Below are 19692 nucleotides of genomic sequence, written 5' to 3'. Positions count from 1 at the left end.
CTGCCTGGGGTACCGGGTCGATACAATGAAGGAGAATGTCTCATCGTTTAAAGCCTTCACAGTACGCCATGCTCATTTTCATCATGCTCGGTGCGTCCCTGGGCGACGCACTTCTGAGCCGTGGCATGAAGCAGGTCGGTCCCGTCTCGTTCGCCCACCTGGGCCTCCTGCTGCACGCACTGATCAACCCGTGGGTCGCCGCCGGGATTCTCGTGCTCATAAGCTTCATGGGCAGCTACATGACGGCATTGAGTTGGGCCGACCTCACCTTCGTACAGCCTGCAACTGCCTTCGGCAATGTCGTCACCGCTCTTATCGGAAGGCTCTGGCTGCATGAGTCCATCACACCTATGCGCTGGGCCGGCATCGCCTGCATTGTGATCGGCGTAGGCTTCGTGGCGAACGGACCCTCCCGCACCGAGCATCTTGCCTTGGCGGAACTGGAAGGGGTGCAGCCATGATCGCGCACCTGAGCAGCGACACCATCATCACCATCGTCATCATGGTCCTCGGCGCGACCGTCGGCGAGACGCTCATCTCCGCGGCCATGACGCGTGTCGGGGACCTTGATGAGATCCGCGCGCACAGCGGCCTCTTCGGCGCGATAAAGGCCGTCGTCACATCGCCATTCCTCATCGCAGGCATCGCCTGCATGGCGATCAGCTTCTTCGCACTGCTCTTCGCACTCTCCGGCGCAGACCTCAGCCTGGTAGCCCCCGCGACCAACTCACTGACCTTCATCGCAACGGCCATCGCGGCAAAGCTCTTCCTGAAGGAGAACGTGGACCGCCGCCGCTGGTTCGCGGCGATCTTCGTCAGCGCCGGTGTCTTCCTTCTGACTCGTTAGGAGCAGCGAGAAGACTGCACAAAGCGGGTGCCCCACGTCTCGCTTCTGAGACGTGGCTTCTTTCCAGTTCAAGGTCTAAGGAGCAATCATCCGCATTAATCCTTCAGCCGGCAGATCCGGCTTCAGGAAATTCGTTCCAGCAACAGTCCCGGCAGCAAGGTAGCCACTACGAACCGCGCCCTCCATCGTCGAAGGCCATCCCGTTGTGGTCCAATCGCCCGCAAGGAACAGTCCAGGCCAAACCGTACGCTGCGCAGGACGAAGAGCATCCGAACCGGGTGTGACCGAGAACGTGGCGCGAGCCTCCTTCAGGATGCCGCTCTTCACCAGCTTTACCTCGCGCACCTTCGGGAAGAACATCGCAAGCTCGCGCAAAGCATTGGCCAGAATCTCTTCCCGAGTCTGGTGCAGCTCTGCGAAGGACGCAGAGATTGTCAACTCACAGTAACTTCCCTGCCCGGCCGTTCGGCGAATGCGCGACTTCTGAAAGATCCACTGAATACCCGTGTCGAGCAGTGCCGCGTGATCCAGTTCGGTGATCTCACGTTCAAACCAAAGGTGAACCGTGGTGATCGGCGCATTCTGCAGTTGCGCCATCTGAGTCCTGAGCGCGTCGCCCGAAGCATCCGTCGGCAGCAGCGAAGCAGCCTGCTGAAATGGCACAGCGAGCACAACGTTGTCGGCTGTAAAGCCGCCTTCACTGGTAGCAATGGTCCACACTTCGCGCGCGCGCGACAGTCCGGTGACCGACTGTGACAGCCGCAGCTCCGCGCCCTGGCGCACCGCATGTTCCGCAACATGTCCATAGAACTGCGAGAGGGGCAGCGCAGGAATACCGAGACGTCCACCTTGCGCGGACTTCAGGAACGACTCGTGGAAGACTTGTCCCGCATATTTCGTCGAGCAGTTCTCGAAGCCATCATTCAGCGCGCCGACAATGACAGGCTCCCACAGGTGTTTGATCGCGCGCGGCGTTTGCTTCGTCCGCTTCAACCAGGTGGCGAAGCTCTCCGTATCGTCCGCCGGATAGCCGCGCATGAAATCCATCAGGCCACGAGCGATCGCGATCTTGTCGGTAAGCTCGAGCATCGGTGCGCGCAGGAAATCGAACGAAGTATGCAGCGGCGCAGGCATGCCACCCGGCTTCAGTGTGGTGCGACGGACGGCCTTGCCATCATGGCCCGGCTCAAGGAACGTGAGTTCGTCATACCAGCGGACGCGATCCGCAACTCCCGCCTGCTCGCAAAGATGAACAAGATTTGTACAACAGCCCAGCAGCACATGCTGGCAATCGATCTCTTCGTGCAGAGACGGATGCTCGTACGAGTAAGCGCGACCGCCCACAAACGGCTTGCGCTCCAGCACCAGCACCTTGCCGCCCGCACCGCTTAGCGCGGATGCCGCTGCAAGGCCGGCAAGTCCCGCGCCCACGACCACCGCATCAAAGTGAGGAATGCTCAAGGCTTCGCTCCGCCGCGCGCCAGCAGGCCGCCCAGCATGCCCTTCGCCAGGACCGCGAGTTTACGCGTCGTGGAAACGCTGACGCGCTCCTGAAAGACGCGATAGTGCTTCGCGCGAATGTCCTGCAGCAGCATGTGATAAATGCTGATGAGGACGCGCATCGCTGCGCGACTGTCGGTCGCCAGCAGCGGGATTAACTTGTGCTGTGCTCCGTAGAACGTCTCTGCACGCGTCCCCAACCCGGCCAGTACCGAGTACATTGCGGGCGACGCTTCACCGGAATCCGCTGCCTTCAACACATCGGCCGATGTGACGCCAGCAGGCTCCATCCACTCCAGCGGCAGATAGATCCGACCACGCTCGGCATCTTCCTTTACGTCACGCAGGATGTTAGTGAACTGGAAGGCCAGGCCAAGCTGCTCCGCGTATGCATCTGCGGCAGGGTCGGTGAAACCGAAGATGCGGATCGTCACAAGGCCGACCACCGACGCAACCAGATAGCAGTAGCGCTCCAGCGCTACTGCAGACTCATACTGGTCGATCGTGCGGCCATCAACGCGGATACGTCGCACACCCGCAGGCGCAGCGGGATCAAGGTCCATCGTCGTACCCGCCACCAGCTTTTCCAGCAGATCGTTCGTTACGCCGAAGCTTACCTGTACGTCGCGCACCGCAAGGAAGACCTGCCGATCCTGCGGGTCGACGGCACGCTCACCGCGCCACGAGGCCAGCCAGTTCGACATGAGCTCGCGACGGTCATCGAGTGACAGGCTTTCGTCGTCGCTGATGTCATCGGCACGTCGCATGAACGCATAGACTGCGCACATGGCATCGCGCTTGTGCGCGGGCAGCGCCATGAAGCCGTAATAAAAGTTCTTCGCCTCGCGCTTCGCAATGACGCGGCAGTGGGCATATGCCGCGGTCAATTCAGCCGTCACCGCAGACCTCGCGAACCACGATGCACACCCAGCTTACTGAGTGCCGCTCCAGCCAGCAGCTTCATCTTCGCGCTTTTGCTCACTTCAATGCGACGGCTCAACGTGTTGTAGTCGATGGCAGCAATCGCATCCAAAATCGCAAGCCCGCCCTGGGTGAAGAGGCGTAGCGTCGCGGCCAGTTCGCGATCGACCTGATCGATCAGCGGCGCACCCTCCAACAACATCGCACGCGTCTCTGCGCATAACTCCCGGACCATCGCGCAATAAGCATCGTTCTCAACACCGCGCTTCAGAAAGTCGTCATCCAGTCCATGCTTCGCCAACCGATCCTGCGGCAGATAAACACGGTCACGCTCGCGTAGATCCTCGCCCACATCCTGCCAGAAGTTGGCGAGTTGCAGTGCCGTACAGGTCTTGTCACTCAATGCGTGCATCGCAGGATCACGATAGCCACAGAGGTAAAGCACCAGCGATCCAACCGGATTCGCTGAGTCGCGCGAATAATCGTTGTCTTCCTGCAGCGTCGCGAAACGTGTCTTCACCTGGTCGGCCTGGAACGCACACAACAGATCCAGAAATGGCTTCCGAGGCAGATCGCATTCCACAATGCTGGGCCGCAACGCGACGAAGACCGGGTGCCGCGACTGCTCCGGGGCGTCGTAGCACTCGTTCAGCATCGCGCCCCACGTATCCAACAGTCGCGTGGCAGTCGCGCGGTCCGGCACCTCGTCGCCAAGATCGTCCGACACGCGGCAGTAGGCGTAGACCGCGTGAAAGTGCGGCCGTAGCTTCGCGGGTAGGAAGTACGTGGCAACGTGGAAGTTCTCATAGTGCGAGTTCGCCAGAGCCTTGCACCAGGCCTGCGCCTCGGCTAGCGTGGGCCGTGTTGCCGGCTCGAGAAATTCAACCGGCGCTCCCTCAAGCCGCTGCTGCGATGCCGTCGCGGTGCTCACTGCACGACCTCCGGCAGGACCGCCGTCTTGATATCTAACGTGCCCGTCGCGGAACGAACCAGCATTCTCCGAAAGACATCTGGCACATCGGAGAGTCCAGTGGTGGCGGTGATGAAATCTTCCGCACGCATGCGGCCGCTCGTAATCAACTCAAATGCGCGACGACAGGCAGCGGGTGTGTGATGGAACGTCGCCTTCAGCATAATGTCGCCGTAGTGCAGCCGGTTGGTATCGAACGAAACCGTTGTTCCGCTGGGCGGTCCGCCGAACAGATTCACCACGCCGCCCTTTCGCACCATCTCCACGGACTGCTCCCAGGTCGCAGGCGTCGCAACGCACTCCACGACGATGTCCGCGCCCTCACCGTCCTCCGTCAGTGCACGAACAGCGGCGACGGTGTCCACGCCCTCGGCAATCTGCACCACCTCATCCGCGCCAAAGCGCTTCGCGCTTACAATCTGGTCATCCCGCTTCACCACCGCAATCACGCGGCAACCAGCAATCTGCGCTGTTCGAAGAAACATAAGGCCAATGGGCCCCGCACCAATCACCACAACGGTATCGCCTGTACGCGGATTGCACTGCTCCAGCCCATGCACCACACAAGCCAGCGGTTCGGTGAGCGCCGCGTGTTGAAACGGCACATCGTTCGGTACATGGAGCGTATTCTTCGCAACGATGCGGGCGGGGATGCGAATGTATTCCGCATAGGCGCCATTGTTGAAGAGCAGATCGCTGCAAAGATTTGGCTGGTCGCGCCGGCAGAAAAGGCATGCGCCACATGGCGCTGAGTTAAGCGCCACCACGCGATCCCCCGGTTCGAACCCGGCCACATCAGCGCCCGTGGAGATCACGGTTCCCGCAATCTCATGCCCGAAGAGAGTCGGTGGTACCAGCATCTTCGCGTGATAGCCGCGCCGATAGACCTTCAAATCCGTGCCGCAGGTCAGCGCCGCGCCAACGCGCAGCAGCAGTTCGCCCGGCCCGGGTTGCGGCACGGCCACCGTCTCCAACCGAAGATCTTCCCTGCCGTGGAGTACAACTGCCTGCATGGTCTTGGACATCACGCTCTATTTTCTCACCCGCCGAGCTCTTGAACCTATCCGAAGAACAGACCGCGTAAACGTACGAAACGGTATGGGGCCTTTGCGCATCTGATACTTTGACAGGGACTTCCCGCTACAAGACAGGCCATCCGACCACTGATGAAATTTGCGTCCCCAACGGAGTTCGCCAAAGAAAAGCTGATCGCGGTCCAGGACTATTCGCTCCTGTGCGCTCGCGCGATCGGCTCGCTCTTCACGCCACCCATTTACCTGGCCGATATCTTTACGCAGATGGATTCCATCGGGATCGGCTCTCTGCCCATCGTCATCCTCGCCGGTTTCTTTACCGGATGCGTTCTGGCACTGCAGTCGGTCGCTTCCCTGAAGCAATTCGGCGCGGTCAGTATGACGGCCACGCTCGTCTCGCTCTCCATGGTGAAGGAACTTGGCCCTGTGCTGACAGGCCTCATGGTCTCCGGCCGAAACGCCTCGGGTATGGCCAGTGAACTCGGCTCCATGAAAGTGACCGAACAGATCGACGCGATGCGCGCACTGGGCGTCGATCCCATTCGCAAACTGGTCACTCCACGCATCACAGCGACCGTCTTCATGCTCTTCTGGCTCACGATCCTGTCGGACGGCGTCGGCATGCTCGGCGGCGGCCTGGTCGGCGTCTTCATGCTGGGCCTCAACGGCCATAGCTACCTGCGGACCAGCTACCGCGCTCTCCTCTACGGCGATGTCGTTCAGGGTATGACGAAGCCCATTTTCTTCGGCTTCATCATCTCCTCGGTCGGCTGCTACTTCGGCATGAGCACGAAGGGCGGCACTCAGGGTGTCGGCAAGGCCACCACGCAGGCTGTCGTTGTGTCGTCAGTCTTCATCATCGTCATCGACTTCCTGATCAGCCGAGCCACAATCGGCATCTTCGGTCGCTAAGCCATGGCCGATGAGACCCAGGTGCCAGACCAGCAGCCACGGAACGATGGCCCCGTCCTCGAATTGAAGGACGTCAGCATCATCTTCGAGCGCGACCCCGTACTCAACGGCGTCAGCCTCACCGTTAACCCAGGCGAGACGCGCGTGCTCCTCGGCCCCGCCGGCGGTGGAAAGAGCGTCCTCATGAAGCTCATCAACGGCCTCATGAAGCCCGACAGCGGCAGCATCAAAGTCTTCGGCGAAGAGATCACCACCATGTCCGAACGCGATCTCTTCAAGATGCGTCGCCGCGTCGGCATGGTCTTCCAGGAGTCCGCGCTCTTCGACTCTATGAACGTCGAAGACAATGTCGCCTATCGCCTCAACGAAGAAGGCGTATCTGCGGAGGAATCGCACAAACGTGTCGAAGAGGCTCTGCAATTCGTCGAACTCAGCCAGGCCATCGAAAAGTTCCCCTCCGAACTCTCCGGCGGCATGCGCCGACGCGTTTCTATCGCCCGCGCTATCATCACCAAGCCGGACCTGATCCTCTACGACTCGCCCACCGGCGGGCTCGATCCCATCACATCCACAACGATCGTGGAACTGGTCATCAAGCAGCGTGACGTCTCACACACCACGTCACTCATGATCACGCACCGTCTTCAGGATGCTTTTCTGCTCGCCACAAGCCGCTGGGACACTGAGAGCAATACTGCGAAGCCCATTCCGGACAACGGTGTGGATGAGAACACGAAGTTCCTCGTCCTGAACGAGGGTAAGGTCGTCTTCGATGGCACCACACTCGAGCTCACCCACTCGGAAGACCCCTGGATCAAGAGTTATCTTGAGTAAATGAAGATCATCATCCCAGGCGGATCGGGCCAGGTTGGAACGATGCTCGCCAAGGCGCTGCACGCCCGCGGCGACGACGTGCTCGTACTCTCGCGCAAGCCGTCCCAGGCTCCATGGCGAACCGCTGCATGGGATGGAACAACCGCTGGCACATGGGTTTGCGAAATCGACGGCGCAGACGCTGTCATTCATCTCAGCGGTCGCAGTGTGAACTGCCGTTACACCCCTGAGAACCGCAAACAGATCGTCGAATCACGGACCCTGACCACGCGGGCCGTCGGCGAAGCTATCGGCCGCGCGAAGCATCCGCCAAGGGTCTGGCTCAACGCTGCCACCTCCACCGTCTATCGGCACTCCATCGACAAGCCGCAGGACGAGTTCACCGGCGAGTGGGGCGGGGCCGAGCCCGGCGTTCCCGAGACATGGTCCTTCTCCGTAGGCGTCGGACGTCAGTGGGAGGCCGAACTCAACGCCGCCCCAACACCTGCGACGCGACGCATCGCTCTGCGCACTTCGATGGTCATGAGCCCGGACACCGGTGGCGTCTTCGACGTCCTGCTCGGCCTCGTCCGTCACGGTCTGGGCGGTACGCAGGGCAACGGCAACCAGTACGTCTCATGGATGCACGATCAGGACTTCGTACGCGCCACGCTTTTCCTCCTCGAAAACGAGAACATCAGCGGCCCGGTCAACATGTGCGCACCCCGCCCCGTGCCCAACCGCGACTTCATGCGAGAGTTGCGGCTTGCAGCCGGCCACCGCCTCGGCCTTCCCGCAACCGCAGCCATGCTTGAAGTCGGCGCCATCTTTGTGCGGACGGAGACCGAGCTAATCCTCAAGAGCCGGCGTGTCGCCCCTGCCGTCCTCGAACAGGCCGGCTTCGACTTCCACTTTCCAGAGTGGCCCTCCGCCGCAAAGAACCTCGTCCGACGCTGGCGAGTGACCCACGGTTGAACATCCTTACCGATCGCCAGCCCCCAGACTGCGATGGAAGAGATCCAGCGTTTTTCGGTACAGGTGCATCGCGAGCTCCGGATCGTATCGAGCACCCTCGTCACGCATGAACGCATGTGCTCCGTTCACCTCATGCCAGGCAAAACGCAAATTCAACTCATCCAACCGAGCCAGAACAATCCGGCGACCTTCAAGCGGGATGTGCGGATCCTGACGACCCCAGATCATTAACAGCTCACCCCTGATGTCCGCCGCCCGAGCGAGCGAGTCGTCATTCTGCCCCTTGCCCAGCGACCCCTTGTGGATGTCCGTGCCATAGAAGCAGACGGTGGCACAAACGTCCGGCTCCATGGCCGCACGAAACGACAGGTGACCACCCAGGCAGATGCCAATTGCACCAAGCTGCCCGGTGCAATCCGGACGAGACTTCAGGTGATCCAGCACCGCGCGCGTGTCCGCGTCGTAGCTGGCAAGTTCCTTCTCGTACTTGTACTTATTGCCGACGTCGGACCCTGCCTGGTCATACGCAAGCACCTCCCCAGCCGGCAGAAACTCGTGATAAACCTCGGGCATCGCGACGATGTACCCATGCCCCGCCAACAGCGCGGCCGTGCGGCGAATGGGCTCGGTGATCTGAAAAATCTCTGAATAAAAGACCAGTCCCGGATACTTTCCCGGCGCGGCAGGACGAACAATGTGTGTCCGCATCGGACCATAGGGCGTATCCAGCGTGACAAACTCGTGCGGTGCAAGAATCAAGGTGAACTCCTAAAGCTTTAGTGAAGTTGTGACGCAGGGATCGTTCAACAAGAACTGTGATCCTGAGCGAAGCGCAGTTCTTGATCTCTCTTACAGATTTGCCATTCTGAGCGAAGCGCAGTTCTCATTTGTCATCCTGAGCGAAGCGCAGCGAAGTCGAAGGACCTGCATTCTGCGTGTGCCGCCCAAAATGTAACGGGTAACCACAACTCCCATCCCACCACACTTACGGCGTTGCCAGAAGGACTCGGGTCCTTCGACTCCGTATCGCTACGCTCAGGATGACACTACCGCGAAGTCTCGCGCAGGATTACAGGTCAGAAGAGCGCTTCAACGCCAGCTCACAGCTAAATGCCAGCGAAGACCGCGATCGGCCGTCTTCTGCAGCACAACTTCGTACTCCTCCAGCTCCTCGCGCAGGTACACACTTTCGCTGCCCAGTTGCGACTGGTCGTCTCGCAAAGCCTGCAGCAACGGACGGATCGTTGCCAGACCATCGTCTCCGGGAAACCACTGTGGCGGCGGCAGCTTCTCCAGAAGATCCGGATTCCCTGCACCCTCTTCAATCAGCAGCGACATGGAATTCGCGTCGGCAGAGAAGAAGTCGATCAGTGGTCGCACGCCCAGGCGGATGGCCAGCCGCTCCAGTGCATCCTCATTGCGCACCAAGGCGCGGCCATTCACAAATGTGTCAAAGCCGGGGTCTTCCCCCTGAACGACGATGTACATGGAAGCAGACATCTTCGCGCTCAGTGTAACGCTCTACCGCATGTGGATGCCCAACGAAACCCACAAAGGCGCCCAGTGATGCGACATCGCAAACAGAAGGGCCGCTGCAGATAGCAGCGGCCCTTCGTACTTTGATCGATGATGCGTTACGCAGTCGGTGCGCCACCGGCTGCCTGGCCACCAGCTCCCGGTCCGCCACGGCGTCCACCACGACGGCGGCGACGCTTGTTGCCGGAGCCTGCGGGACGCGGTGCGCCACCCGCCGGAGCTTCGCCACCCTCGGTCGTCGTCTCGGGCTCATCGCCTTCCTCGTCGCCATCTTCATCATCCTCGTCGTCGTCTTCGAAGTCATCGCCGCCCTCAAGCGTGATGGTCTCTTCCGACGGCGCCGGGGCCGTACGTTCAGGGCGAGGAGGACGGGGACCACGATCACGGTCGCCGCCACGCTCCGGGCGATCACCACCGCGATCATCCGCCTGCGGTTCGGGATCAGGCAGGCCAAGCTTGGCGCGCTGCTCCTTCAGAACTGCCTTGCGGCTCAGCTTGATGCGGTTGCCCTCGATGCCAAGCACCTTGACCAGAACCGTATCGCCCTCACGCAGCTCGTCCTTCACTTCCTTCACGCGGTGCTCTGCGATCTCGGAGACGTGCAGCAGGCCGTCCGTACCGGGGAAGATTTCGACGAACGCGCCGAACTCTGCCAGGCGGACTACCTTGCCCAGGTACGTCTTGCCGATCTCGGGAACAGCCGTGATGTCCGTGATCATCTGCAGTGCGCGTGCCAGGCCATCCGGATCGCTCGACGAGACATCCACCTTGCCGGTATCGTCCACATCGATTTTCACCTGCGTCGCCTCGATGATCGAACGGATCACCTTGCCGCCAGGTCCGATCAGGTCGCGGATCTTGTCGGTCGGGATCTGCAGCGTCTTGATCTGCGGAGCGTAGCGTGACTTCTCTTCACGCGCACCGCTGATCACAGCGTCCATCTTATCCAGCAGGAACAGGCGAGCAGCCTTGGCCTGGGCCAGTGCCTCACGCATGATCTGCGGCGTGATGCCCATGATCTTGATGTCCATCTGCAGCGCGGTAATGCCTTCGCGCGTTCCGGCTACCTTGAAGTCCATGTCGCCGTAGTGATCTTCCGCGCCGGCAATGTCGGTCAGGATGGCGTAATCGTCGCCTTCCTTCACCAGGCCCATGGCGATACCAGCAACGGCTGCCTTCAGCGGAATACCAGCATGCATCAGTGCCAGCGAAGCTCCGCATACCGACGCCATCGACGACGAGCCGTTGGACTCCGTGATGTCCGAGACCACGCGCAGCGTGTAGGGCGACTCAGCGGGCAGAACCGCTTCGATCGCACGATACGCAAGCGCACCGTGACCGATCTCACGACGGCCCGTGCCGGTCATACGTCCAACCTCACCAACGGAATACGGCGGGAAGTTGTAGTGCAGCATGAAGCGGCGCTTCTCTTCACCCTGGTACGACTCCATGCGCTGTGCGTCGTCGCCGGTACCCAGCGTCGCCGTCACAATGGCCTGGGTCTCACCGCGCTGGAAGAGCGCAGATCCGTGAGGACGGGGCAGGATGCCAACCTCGATATCGATCTGGCGAACCTGGTCGAAAGCCCGGCGATCCGGGCGAATGCGGTCCTTCAGAACCTGGATGCGGAAGATCTCTTCACGCAGTTGGTCGTAGTACTTGCCGAGCTTCTTGGAAGCGGCTGCGTCGCTGCCTTCCGGCAGAGACTTCTTCAGCTCGTCCTTCAGTTCCTTGATCTTGGTGTAGCTGGTCAGCTTGTCGTACTTCTGGGTGTCGACAGCGTCGATGAGACGGTCGCCGATCTGTACCTTCATGCTCTCGGCATAAGCGGTGTCGACTTCCAGCGGCTTGGTCGCGCGCTTAGGCTTGCCGGCGAGGCCAACCAGCTCCATGATCGCTGCGCAGATCAGCTTGACCTGTCCATGACCGAACTCAATCGCGTCCACAACCTGGTCTTCGCTGACTTCCTTCGCGCCGGACTCGACCATGACGATGCCGTCCTTGGTACCGGCAACCATGATGTTCAGCTTGCTGACAGCACGCTCAGCATAGGTCGGGTTCACAATGAATTCACCGTCGACCAGGCCAACACGAACCGCGCCGATGGGGCCTTCAAACGGAACGTCCGACAGTGCGATGGCGCACGATGCAGCATTGATTGCAATCGCGTCCGGATCGTTTTCCTTGTCGGCCGAATACACGAACGCGACCACCTGTGTCTCGTTGCGGTAGGTCTCGGGGAACAGAGGACGGATCGGGCGATCGATCTGACGCGAGGTTAGGATTTCCTTCTCGCTGGGGCGGCCTTCACGCTTGATGAAGCCCCCGGGGATGCGGCCACCGGCATAAGTGGTTTCGCGATACTCGACGGTCAGCGGGAAAAAGTCGATGCCTTCTTTGGGCTCGGGTGCGCCAACGGCCGTAGCCAGGATGACGGTATCGCCGCAGCTGGTAAATGCTGCGCCGGAGGCCTGCTTTGCAATGCGGCCAGTCTCAAATGTAATGCGCTTGCCACCGGCAAGTTCAACGGAAACTTCCTGCTTCATAGCGGGTGTTCTCTCTTTGTGGTTTTGTATGGGAAGTCGTGGGCGCGGCGGTTTACCTGCAAACGCGCGCAGGGCCGCGCAACGCTGGATTCAGCGAGACGCGAGCCAAGAAAGTCGAGGGATGAGCCATGGCCGGTATTACCCGGGAAGCGGAAGAGCCGAAGGCGATACGCCACAGTCAAGCCGTCACGCTCCACCGTGTGGACGTGCGGCCGGGGCATTGCTGCCCCGGCGTAACGGAAGTCTGCGTGCGCAGCATCTCGATGCGGCCCTCGCCCCTGAATGGATATGCCTGGAAAGAAAACTACTTACGAATGCCGAGCTTACCGATGACATCGCGGTAGCGGTCGGAATCATTCTTCTTCAGGTAGTCCAGCAGGCTGCGGCGCTTGGAGACAAGCATAAGCAGGCCGCGGCGCGAGCCGTGGTCCTTCTTGTGGGTCTTGAAGTGGTCGGTGAGCTGACCGATGCGCTCGCTGAGGATCGCAATCTGTACTTCAGGGCTGCCGGTATCGGTATCGTGCGTACGATACTTCTCAATGATGTCGTTCTTTTTCGCTGTTGCCAACACTGTCTTGCGGTACTCCTGATTCCAAAAATCCGATTTGGTCTACGAGACAGGATACCACTTCCGGCGAAGATGGGGCAAAGGCTGTGCCCAGTATTGCCGAGTATCGAGATGGTGCGAGATCTCTTTCGAGATTGCCCCATAGCTCGCACTACAGCCGGGGCAATCGAAACGTCGAAGGAGCCGCTGCCCGTGCCGGCGCCGCCCCCAACCGGGCATCGAAGGCATCTCGCACTGAAGCAAACGAAGGCTTTGCCTGATACCTGCTGTCAAACAGCAGGGGCCGCTGCGCCAGGCGGTCCTTCCGTGGCTGTTCCGCATTGAGCGACGTGCTTGCGTCGTCCACTCCCCATGTAAGGACGGCGGTTACCCTTCGCTCCTGTAGCGCGGTGTTCAGAAAGCCGCGATAATCCTCCGCGACTACCCTGTCCCGCGTGTCGATAGCTGCGGAAAGATCGCGGTCACTCACGTCCATCTCTGACAGGAAGATCTCCAGACCCATCTCACGGCAACTGGCCATAAACCGCAACAGTTCCGGGCCAGCGCCCTGAGTCGAAGGCGCGTGCAGGTGCGACTGGATGCCGATGGCATCGACGGGGACATTGCGCTGCTTCAATCGCCGCAACATCTGAAGCGTGGCAGCTCGTTTCTCAGCACCATCCGGCGACGCAGACTCCAGGCCATATTCGTTATAGGTAAGCAGGGCCGCCGGGTCGGCCTCACGAGCACTGCGGAAGGCAATCTCGATATAGTCAGTCCCAACGAGCCGCAACCAGGGCGAGTTACGCAGACCATCCGCACGGCCATCGCGCGTGTTGATCGCCTCGTTCACCACGTCCCACGAGTGCATCCGGCCGGCGTACCGACCCGCTACTGTGCGGATGTGGTCTACCAATAACCGGTGCGCATCGGCCGCATTCGCGCTCGCGGCGAACCAATCCGGCAGGGACTGGTGCCAGCAGAGATTGTGGCCCCGCAGCTTGATGCGATTCTTCTCGGCAAACGTCAGCAAGCTGTCCGCGTCCTCGAAGTCATAGCGATCCATAGACGGCCGCAGGGCGCGCCACTTCATCGCATTCTCCGGCACGATTATCGATGCCTGCTGCTCGACGATGGCGCGATAGCTGCGATTGCTGCGAAGCTGTGCCGTGTTCACCGCGAAGCCAAACAGCAGTCTTGCGTTCGCCGCGTGTTCCCTCAACGATGCTTTGCCCGTCACATCGATGCCCGGCAGAGGATGCGTGCTGGTCTGTGGACCGTGGCTGCAGCCCGAGAGCATCGCTGCTCCCGCCATCGTCGCGCCTGCTGCAAGAAAATGCCGCCGACTGATCCCGGACGCACTATCCATTGCGCGATGTACTCTTGCTCTCCGCACGCATCTCGTCGGTCCACCGCAGGAAGCGCAGGAACTGCCACTTCTCCGCCCACAGGAAACGCAGCATCACGCCGGCGCCGATTGTCTCCGCATGCATGCCGCTATAGGTCTCTACGCGCCAGCGCAGGTAGGGACTGCGCCACGGCCGAAGCCGTGATCCACGCGTGCTGTTCCACAGAAATTGAATTGCCCCAATCACAGGCTCGAGTGTATCGAAGTCGGCAACCAGTGACTTACAGGTAATCGAACAAGCTGCCCTTCTGCACGATGCCGATGGTGCTCAGCAGCGCCGACCTCTGTGTCGTCACCGCCGAAAGTTCGGTGGCCAGAGCAACCGTATCGGCTGACAGGAGCGTGCTCTGGTCCGCCGTGAGGTTGGTGCTCTGCGAAGTCACATAGCTGCTCTCGCTCGAGAGTCGATTCTGCGCAGTGTCCAGCATGGCACGCTGCAACGAAACATTATCGAGCGAGGCTCTCAGATTACCCGTAACCGTCGCAGCATCCGCAGTACTGCCCGGTTGCAGAGCAGCAATCGCGTCATTCAAAGCGCTGAAGACCGACGCGCTCGCGGCCATGAAGACCGAAGCCCCCGCAAGCGAACTCTGCAGCTTGCCACCGCCGCTTAGAGTGACCGAAGATGTCTGCGCATCACCCACATAGGACACTGCGCCACTCGCATCTTCTGCAAAAGGCACAGCGGTGCCACTGCCGCTGAAGAGGTAGCTGCCAGCATAGCTACTGTTCGCCAATGACAGGATGCTGTCGCGGATAGCGGCAAGCTGATGCGCATCCGTTGCCCTGGCGGTTGCAGAGGTCACGTCGGAGAGGGCGCCGACGGCGGTGGTGATGGCCGAGGTCAACTGACTCACGACAGAACTCAGCGCCGTATCCGCGGCCTGCATCCGGTTACCAACAGTCGTTGCCGTGGCAACAAACGAATCGTTCCCTCGGAGCGTTGCGGCCATCAGGACGGCCTGCCCCGCAGCGTCCGCATCATCACTCAATGCGGTCATACGTACGCCCGATGACATCTCATTCGTGATCTTCGTCTGCCTCTCATTCATGGCATTCAAGGAGGCGATCAAGGACTGTAACGACGCAGTGCTGCTCAACATATGTCTGACCTCTTAGTTACGAAACCGCGGTCGGTGTGCCCAGGTTGATCGCCTGCGCCATCAGTTCATTCACAATCGACATCACCTTCGCCGCAGCTTCGTATGAGCGCTGGAACTGCGTCAGATTCGCCGCCTCGGTATCCAGAGAGACTCCTGAGATCGCATCCATCTGCGTCGTTGTCTGCGTCAAGACCGCCGCATCCGCAGCCCTGCCGGTCGTGGCATCTGCAGCAGTCGTTCCAAGACCGCTCAGCATCGTCGAAAAGGCACCGGCGAAGGTTCCGCCACCCATCAAGGCAGTGTCCTGCAGAGCCCCAATGGCTGCCGCGTTACTGCCATCGGGCGACGCGGCAATCGCATTTGCGTCTGTCGCGACAACCGTCAGTGTCGCTGCCGTGGATCCGCTGAAGATCGGTCCCCCGGTATTCCCCACAGCATCCGTACCTAAAATATTTTGAGCATTCACGGCAGAAGCAAGGGTGCCGGCCAGAGTATCCAGTTGCGCCATGACCGCGGGTATATCGCTGTCTCGCACCTGCAGCGATCCACCGATGCTGCCACCGTGAATCGCGGCAGTAACATCCGCTCCTCCGGCCGCAGACGAAGCAAAGATCTGCGTACTGTCGTTCACCGTACCAGTGGTTAGCGGCAGCGCGGTCGAACCGTTCACGAGAGGTATGCCGTTTGATAACGCCAGACTCACGCTCCCATCGCCGTTGCGAATGCTGTTCACATCCATCAGCTTTGCAAGGTGAGTTACGGCAAGGTCACGCTGGTCGACCAAAGCATCCGACACCTCGCCCGTGCCGAGCCCGCTGATCTGCTTATTCAGCGCAGCCACCGTTGCGGCCAGTGTGTTCACCTGCGTGACAGAGTCCGCAATCGTCTGGTTCATCGCCGAACTCTGCGATGTGATTTGGGCCGCAGTTTGGTTCATTACCGACGCAAGGGTCTGCGCCGCCGTCAACATACTCTGCCGCGCCGCACCGTCGTTTGGAGTTGCCGATAGCGAAGTGGCTGCATTGAAGAAGTCGCTGACAGCCGCACCAATTCCCGACGCGTCTTCACCTGTCGCGCCAATCGCAAACAGCGCCTGCAAGTTATTCAGTGCCGCCACACGTGCGCTGCTGGCGCTGTCCGCTTCGGTGGCTGTCTGCACGGAACGCAGCAACACACGATCACGCTGCGCGACAATCGTTGCCGTCACACCGGTGGAGGACACCGCTCCTCCTACGCTGACAGTGTCACCACTCCCCCAGCTCACCGTGCGGCGTGTGTAGCCGTCCGTGTTCTGATTCGCCATGTTCGCTGCGGTCAGCTTCATCTGCTGCGTGTTCAGCGACAGATAACGCTCGATCGCGCTCGCTGTAGGCATCTCCAACATGGCTCGCGCTCCTGCTCACCTTTCATCTGGGTACGTCGATAACAAAGGCACGCGTCGGGCCACAAGCAAAGAGCCGCTCCTGAGAGCGGCCCAAGCCTTCGACTGTTTTCTTAGCTAGGACTAAGCGAACGCGCTGCGAATGCGGAAATGCTCTGGCCGTATTTCGTCTTCACCGCAGAGGATGATGGCCCGTTGCAGCATGTGAGCAAGCTCGCGAACGTTGCCCGGCCATTGGTAATCCATCAGCGCGTCGATAGCCTTTGGCAGAATCGAGCGCCGCGGAGCACTCTCACCAAACTTTCGCAGGAAGTATTCCGTCAGCATCGGAATGTCTTCCGTCCGATCACGCAACGTTGGCACATCCACTGGAAAGACAGCGAGACGATGATAGAGGTCCAGACGGAAGACTTTGTCATCGGCGTTCTGCTCCAGCGGCTGATGTGTCGCCGCGACGATACGCACATCCACACGTACCGTATCGTTGTCCCCCACCTTCTGGATTTCTCCGTTCTCCAGAAAGCGCAGCATCTTCGCCTGCAGCGGCAGTGGCATCTCGCCGATCTCATCCAGAAAGAGCGTGCCACCATGCGCAGCTTCGATACGGCCGGTGCGTGACGTGACGGCGCCGGTAAAGGCTCCCCGCGTGTGACCGAACAATTCCGCCTCCAGTAGATGTTCCGGTATCGCCGCGCAGTTGAGTACGACGAAAGGCTTGTTCGCACGATGGCTCAATCGATGAACTGCCTTCGCCACCAGTTCCTTACCAGTGCCCGTCTCGCCCTGGATCAGGACACTCGCCATGTGCGGCGCCACCATGCGAACCAATCGGGCGAGTTCCAACATCTGCGGAGCGTTACCGACCATCTCCGGAAGGTGCATACGGACCTCCATCGGAACCGCCGCAGGCCGTTCCGTCACCGGAGGAATGAATGGATCAACCAGCCAGCGCGAAGACACCGTACCCACCGGCGTAGCGGAAGGAATGGACACGGGTGCGTGCAGCCAGGCAGCTCCATCGAATGGTGTCGGAGAGACCGCGGCGATGGGCAACGCCGCGGTCTCGTGGCTCTCCTGTTGAGCCTCCCGTAAGGCGTGCAGAAGTTCGTTTCTGCGCGAGCTTCTGCTTCCTGCGGATGCGGCACTGCCATCCATCTGCAGCATGTCCGTGCCTGGACATAAGGCTGCGGCATACGCAGTGAATTCTGCCGCATCCAGGTCAGGGAGCCAGTGGTCGACAATCATTGCCTCTGGAGTTCCGCCTCCCAGATGCACCATCGCCTCAGCGCCACCAGCCGCAGACAACACGTTCCACCGAAGACTGGACAGTCTCGCCGTTAATCTGTGTCGAAGATCGGCATCCGGCGTTACCAGAACCACGCTGCGTTGTTGCATCGGGACCGATACGGCCGTACTCATCCTTCCCTCTCAGCTTCTGCAGCGGCTGCCGCCTGACGAATCACATCTAAGGCTTCTCCCGCCCGAAGACATTCATTCGCCGCCTTGTCCAGCGCATCCTTCCACGCTTCGGGGTTCTGCTGCAACCTGGCCAGATCAATCACAAATGTGAGTGCGGTCAGGGGCTGCGCCAAGAAGTGGATTGCATCTCCCAGAGCACTGCCGTACTCCACCGTCGCGCTCATGCTGCGCCTGCTAACGCGGTGGAGCCAACGGGTGCGGAAGCTCGCTTTATACCATCTCTCACCAACTCCTTTTTCACGCCAATGCCATAACCTTCACCGCGGACGGTCTCAATCATGTCCGTCGACCCCGCCACGGCCATCTTGCGTCGCAGATAGTTCACATATACGTCCACCACGTTGGTCCCGGCATCCGGGGACATATGCCACACCTCTTCCAGCAGCTCGCGACGAGACACGGCGCGGCCCTTCTTCTGCAGCAGGTATTCCAGTAGCGTGAACTCCTTCGCCGTCAGGTCTACCTGCTGCAGACCGAACGTCACCGAGCGCAGGATGCGGTCCATACGCAAGCCTGCAAATTGCAGCACGCCGGTCCCGACGCCTACGCGACGTCGTGCAAGCGCCCTGCAGCGCGCCAAAAGCTCGTACAGCGAGAACGGCTTGATCACGTAATCGTCCGCGCCAAGATTGAGGCATTCAATCTTTAGTGACAGGTGCGAACGTCCGGTCAGGATCAGGATGGACATGTTCGGCACCTTGCCCTGCAAGGCCCGTAATACGTCCACGCCATCCAAGCGTGGCAGACCCAGATCCAGTACCAGCAGGTCTGGGGCATCCTCCTCTTGGATCAATTGAAGTGCTGTCGCGCCATCCCCGATGCATTGCACCGCATGGCCTTCCAGCTCAAGTCCCTTTTGAAGGAACATCGATAAGGCGAAGTCGTCTTCAGCAACCATGACTTTCAAGGTGTATCTCCTGCCGCAACAGACCTTCTTCTTTGCGCGATCCCTGACTGTCTAGGCCGCGCTGTCCAGTAAACATGCCCTGAAGATGAGGCAAGAACAACTAGCCGAACGGGGTTTGCGATGCGAACTGTTCCACATTGGGAAGCAGACACGCTTCCGTATCTATCTAGATTCCCGGCGTTTTCTGCTTGCAGTTCGCTTTTTATTCGCTAGAATCAACCCCATGGCGATCACGCGTCGACAAAAGGAAGTCCTCGACTTCCTCTCGGGTTTTACCCAGCGGAAGGGCTACTCACCTTCCTACGAAGAAATCGCTGCAGGTCTCGGCCTCAGTTCGCTGGCGACCGTGCACAAACACATCACGAATCTGCACAACAAGGGCATGCTGCAGCGGTCGCATAACCGATCGCGCTCCATCGATGTCCTGGCGCCGCGCAGTGCTCGCAGGAACAGCGACCGTCTCCCCCTGATGGGTCGCATCGCCGCCGGACAGCCCGTGGAAGCCATTGAGAGTGCGGAAAGCATCTCGCTCTCGGAGATCATTGGGAATCGCGAGGTGTTTGCGCTTGAAGTCCGCGGCGACAGCATGCGCGACGAACACATTGTGAGTGGCGACTACGTTCTGGTGGAGCGCACAAACACTGCACGCGAGGGCGAGATCATCGTGGCACTTGTGGACGGTTCCGACGCAACATTGAAGCGCTACTACAAGGAAGGTAACCTCATCCGGCTGCAGCCCTCCAACAGCGAGATGGCACCCATCTTCGCACCGGCTGACCGCGTTGCCATCCAGGGCAAGGTACTCGGTATGCT

General features: G+C 60.3%; 21 protein-coding genes. 6 read left to right on the top strand and 15 right to left on the bottom strand.

The window, feature by feature from the left end:
* Positions 1-35: 35 nt before the first annotated feature.
* The gene (locus BLW03_RS00105; protein WP_074651786.1) at positions 36-461 is read left to right on the top strand and encodes an EamA family transporter; all 426 of its coding nucleotides are present in this window, start codon (positions 36-38) and stop codon (positions 459-461) included.
* Complete coding sequence (locus BLW03_RS00100; protein WP_074651785.1) at positions 458-847, top strand: EamA family transporter; 390 nt, start codon at positions 458-460, stop codon at positions 845-847. The genes BLW03_RS00105 and BLW03_RS00100 overlap by 4 nt, the downstream gene beginning before the upstream one ends.
* Positions 848-922: 75 nt before the next feature.
* Here BLW03_RS00100 and hpnE read toward each other — a convergent pair whose 3' ends face one another.
* From hpnE to BLW03_RS00080, 4 genes are read right to left on the bottom strand one after another with little or no spacing between them, the layout of a single operon-like run.
* Positions 923-2308, bottom strand: coding sequence for a hydroxysqualene dehydroxylase HpnE (hpnE, locus tag BLW03_RS00095; RefSeq protein ID WP_074651784.1), 1386 nt, complete (start codon positions 2306-2308; stop codon positions 923-925).
* The gene (locus BLW03_RS00090; RefSeq protein WP_074651783.1) at positions 2305-3246 is read right to left on the bottom strand and encodes a phytoene/squalene synthase family protein; all 942 of its coding nucleotides are present in this window, start codon (positions 3244-3246) and stop codon (positions 2305-2307) included. The genes hpnE and BLW03_RS00090 overlap by 4 nt, the downstream gene beginning before the upstream one ends.
* Positions 3243-4199, bottom strand: a complete 957-nt coding sequence (gene hpnC / locus BLW03_RS00085; RefSeq protein ID WP_074651782.1) for a squalene synthase HpnC — start codon at positions 4197-4199, stop codon at positions 3243-3245. Before hpnC ends, BLW03_RS00090 begins: the two co-directional genes overlap by 4 nt.
* The gene (locus tag BLW03_RS00080; RefSeq protein ID WP_074651781.1) at positions 4196-5263 is read right to left on the bottom strand and encodes a zinc-dependent alcohol dehydrogenase; all 1068 of its coding nucleotides are present in this window, start codon (positions 5261-5263) and stop codon (positions 4196-4198) included. The genes hpnC and BLW03_RS00080 overlap by 4 nt, the downstream gene beginning before the upstream one ends.
* Before the next feature lie 141 nt (positions 5264-5404).
* Between BLW03_RS00080 and BLW03_RS00075 the strand changes: the two genes are divergently transcribed.
* From BLW03_RS00075 to BLW03_RS00065, 3 genes are read left to right on the top strand one after another with little or no spacing between them, the layout of a single operon-like run.
* Positions 5405-6184 carry an MlaE family ABC transporter permease gene (locus BLW03_RS00075; RefSeq protein WP_074651780.1) on the top strand — a complete coding sequence of 260 codons (780 nt, stop codon included), beginning with the start codon at positions 5405-5407 and terminating at the stop codon, positions 6182-6184.
* A gap of 3 nt (positions 6185-6187) precedes the next feature.
* A complete protein-coding gene (locus BLW03_RS00070) occupies positions 6188-7018 on the top strand; it encodes an ABC transporter ATP-binding protein (RefSeq protein ID WP_074651779.1) in 831 nt (276 codons plus the stop codon).
* Positions 7019-7972 (top strand): TIGR01777 family oxidoreductase, encoded by a 954-nt coding sequence (locus BLW03_RS00065; protein WP_074651778.1) that lies wholly within the window; start codon positions 7019-7021, stop codon positions 7970-7972.
* A 6-nt stretch (positions 7973-7978) separates the two neighbouring features.
* Here BLW03_RS00065 and BLW03_RS00060 read toward each other — a convergent pair whose 3' ends face one another.
* The 11 genes from BLW03_RS00060 to BLW03_RS00010 form a co-directional block, all read right to left on the bottom strand.
* On the bottom strand, positions 7979-8731 hold the full coding sequence (locus BLW03_RS00060; protein WP_074651777.1) for a dienelactone hydrolase family protein: 753 nt from the start codon (positions 8729-8731) through the stop codon (positions 7979-7981).
* A gap of 330 nt (positions 8732-9061) precedes the next feature.
* Positions 9062-9472 (bottom strand): hypothetical protein, encoded by a 411-nt coding sequence (locus tag BLW03_RS00055; RefSeq protein WP_074651776.1) that lies wholly within the window; start codon positions 9470-9472, stop codon positions 9062-9064.
* Between the two features lie 134 nt (positions 9473-9606).
* Complete coding sequence (pnp, locus tag BLW03_RS00050; RefSeq protein ID WP_074651775.1) at positions 9607-12054, bottom strand: polyribonucleotide nucleotidyltransferase; 2448 nt, start codon at positions 12052-12054, stop codon at positions 9607-9609.
* 304 nt (positions 12055-12358) lie between these two features.
* Positions 12359-12625: a 30S ribosomal protein S15 gene (rpsO, locus tag BLW03_RS00045; protein WP_074651774.1), complete on the bottom strand. Its 267-nt coding sequence runs from the start codon at positions 12623-12625 to the stop codon at positions 12359-12361.
* Between the two features lie 148 nt (positions 12626-12773).
* The gene (locus tag BLW03_RS00040) at positions 12774-13916 is read right to left on the bottom strand and encodes an endo-1,4-beta-xylanase (RefSeq protein WP_074651773.1); all 1143 of its coding nucleotides are present in this window, start codon (positions 13914-13916) and stop codon (positions 12774-12776) included.
* A 46-nt stretch (positions 13917-13962) separates the two neighbouring features.
* Positions 13963-14196, bottom strand: coding sequence for a hypothetical protein (locus tag BLW03_RS00035; RefSeq protein ID WP_139285035.1), 234 nt, complete (start codon positions 14194-14196; stop codon positions 13963-13965).
* 34 nt (positions 14197-14230) lie between these two features.
* Positions 14231-15112 carry a flagellin N-terminal helical domain-containing protein gene (locus BLW03_RS00030; protein WP_074651772.1) on the bottom strand — a complete coding sequence of 294 codons (882 nt, stop codon included), beginning with the start codon at positions 15110-15112 and terminating at the stop codon, positions 14231-14233.
* 16 nt (positions 15113-15128) lie between these two features.
* Positions 15129-16496: a flagellar hook-associated protein FlgK gene (gene flgK, locus BLW03_RS00025; protein ID WP_083350205.1), complete on the bottom strand. Its 1368-nt coding sequence runs from the start codon at positions 16494-16496 to the stop codon at positions 15129-15131.
* Between the two features lie 120 nt (positions 16497-16616).
* Positions 16617-17912 (bottom strand): sigma-54-dependent transcriptional regulator, encoded by a 1296-nt coding sequence (locus tag BLW03_RS00020; RefSeq protein WP_074651770.1) that lies wholly within the window; start codon positions 17910-17912, stop codon positions 16617-16619.
* Entirely contained in the window at positions 17909-18136 is a 228-nt protein-coding gene (locus tag BLW03_RS00015) for a hypothetical protein (protein WP_074651768.1), read from the bottom strand. Before BLW03_RS00015 ends, BLW03_RS00020 begins: the two co-directional genes overlap by 4 nt.
* Positions 18133-18870, bottom strand: a complete 738-nt coding sequence (locus BLW03_RS00010; protein ID WP_244502175.1) for a response regulator transcription factor — start codon at positions 18868-18870, stop codon at positions 18133-18135. Before BLW03_RS00010 ends, BLW03_RS00015 begins: the two co-directional genes overlap by 4 nt.
* A 232-nt stretch (positions 18871-19102) precedes the next feature.
* Here BLW03_RS00010 and lexA point away from each other — a divergent pair.
* A partial coding sequence (gene lexA, locus BLW03_RS00005; protein ID WP_074651765.1) for a transcriptional repressor LexA occupies positions 19103-19692 on the top strand: 590 nt, incomplete at its 3' end.

This window comes from Terriglobus roseus, assembly GCF_900105625.1.
In the GTDB taxonomy this organism is placed as follows: Bacteria; Acidobacteriota; Terriglobia; order Terriglobales; family Acidobacteriaceae; genus Terriglobus; species Terriglobus roseus_B.
Note: the sequence above shows the minus strand (reverse complement) of the source record. Positions and strands in the feature narration are given on the sequence as shown.